This window comes from Rhizobium sp. RCC_161_2, assembly GCF_041355235.1.
In the GTDB taxonomy this organism is placed as follows: domain Bacteria; phylum Pseudomonadota; class Alphaproteobacteria; order Rhizobiales; family Rhizobiaceae; genus Rhizobium.
Genome location: NZ_JBFUPL010000042.1, coordinates 1 through 1,909 on the forward strand (window position 1 = coordinate 1; position 1,909 = coordinate 1,909).

General features: G+C 56.4%; 2 protein-coding genes. Both read left to right on the plus strand.

What is annotated here, in order from left to right:
- Positions 1-228: 228 nt before the first annotated feature.
- The gene (locus tag AB6803_RS33060; protein WP_371112788.1) at positions 229-570 is read left to right on the plus strand and encodes a helix-turn-helix transcriptional regulator; all 342 of its coding nucleotides are present in this window, start codon (positions 229-231) and stop codon (positions 568-570) included.
- Positions 570-1,850: a type II toxin-antitoxin system HipA family toxin gene (locus AB6803_RS33065; protein WP_371112789.1), complete on the plus strand. Its 1,281-nt coding sequence runs from the start codon at positions 570-572 to the stop codon at positions 1,848-1,850. The genes AB6803_RS33060 and AB6803_RS33065 overlap by 1 nt, the downstream gene beginning before the upstream one ends.
- Positions 1,851-1,909 lie beyond the last annotated feature (59 nt).

The window sequence follows — 1,909 nt, forward strand, 5'->3', positions numbered from 1 at the left end:
CGATCAGCCGCCAGTTTCTGACGCATCTGCGCATCGAGGCGCTTAAGTCTCGTGAGCTCGGCGAGGGTACGTTCGTGTCTGGAGGGTTATACGATTGCAATCGACTTTCAGAGGCTTTCAAGCGATATTCCGCTTTCTGGTGTCAGATGTTGCGTAATTCCGCATGTGTTGTTATGTTAGCTCATAGCGGTATTCCGCTCATTAAAAGCAAACGAGGCGAAATTCCGCATGGGCTCGTCAATTTACAACATGCTCGGAGAGCAACTGCTTGTTGCACGAAAGCAGCGAGGGCTCAGCCAGCCCGAACTCGCCAAGCGGCTTGGTCGCGACCGGGCGCGGATATCGGAGTTGGAGCGTGACCTCACCAACAACCGCTTAGGACGCGATCGACTGACGTTGTTTGCCGAAATCTGTGATACACTCGACCTCTTGCCGGTCTTGGTGCCCAGATCGCGATTGGCTGCTGTGCGACATCTCATTAATGAGAGCAACGATCATCACCACACGGCGCAGGCCCCCAATGCATTTGACGAGCTTTTCGTCGACCTCGATGAAGACGAGGCACCCTGATGGCAAAGATGTCAGCCATACTCGGTGTCCACATTCTTGATCGGACGCGTGGCACGGTGAGAGCTGGGACGTTGACCCGTGATGCCGACGGTGGCGTCGCATTCATCGTTGCGGAGCCTTACCTTCGCGACGCGAACCGTCCTATCCTGAGTCTTGGATGGTATGACCCCGAGGATGACGCAAGCACGCGCGATCGCTTAGCCAGACGAGGTGACAAGATCGGTTTGCACGGTACGCTGCCGCCGTGGTTCTCAGGGCTGCTTCCGGAGGGAGCTTTGCGAGATCTCGTTCTGACCGAGATGGGGCCAGGTAACCACGATGAATTCGATGTCCTGACCCGGCTTGGCGCGGACCTGCCGGGCGCTGTCCTCGTGGTCCCTGAAACCGATGTACCATCGTCGGCAGGGCCGATTACCCTGGAGAACGTGCAGGGGTTCAAGGCACCACTTCCCGCAGGAACCGTGAAGTTTTCCCTGGCCGGTATCCAGCTGAAGTTTACGGCAAATCCTGACGGAGAGCGGCTAACGATCCCCGGTCATCGAGATACCGGTCGCTGCATCATAAAGGTTGGAAGTGAGCGATTTCCAGGCCTTCCAGAGGCCGAATTCGGCGCCATGCAATTGGCAAGCGCGATCGGAGTCAGGACTGCGGTGTGCCGTCTGGCCCCTCGCAATGCTGTGAAAGGAGTGCCCGAAGAGCTATTGGCGCATGGAAAGAATGTCTTGGTGGTGGACCGCTTCGACCGGGCGGGAAAGGGCTCTCGCATTCATATGGAAGATGCCGGTCAGATCCTTGGAGCGATAGGTGATCGAAAATACACGATGGCCACGACAGAGACCATCATTAACGTGGTTCGACGCTTCAGCACCGACCATCGTGACGACATCATGGAGGCGGTACGCCGCGTTGTCGCCGACGTCTTGATCGGCAACGGCGACAGCCACCTGAAGAATTGGTCTTTCCTATTCCCGCGGCCGGGTGAAATACGGCTGTCTCCAGCCTACGACATCGTACCGACAGTTCTCTATATGCCAGCGGACACCATGGCACTCCGGTTTGTGAAAACGCACAGTTTCGAGCATGTGAACCTTCATCGCTTCGAAAGGGTTGCAAGCTTCCTAAAGCTTGATCCCAAACCTATTCTTCGCGAAGTAATCAGCACTATTGAGCAGGCGCTGGAAGTCTGGCCGGCTCTGGCGCCTGAACTGCTGGGGGATGAAAGGGGAAATCGCATTCTGTCGCGATTACAAACTCTCAGTTTGGTTCGTGAAGTGTCGTGACCCTGCGCAATATCGAGCACGCCATCTCGTTGACTGGACCCTTGCGTGCGAAAAGGTGA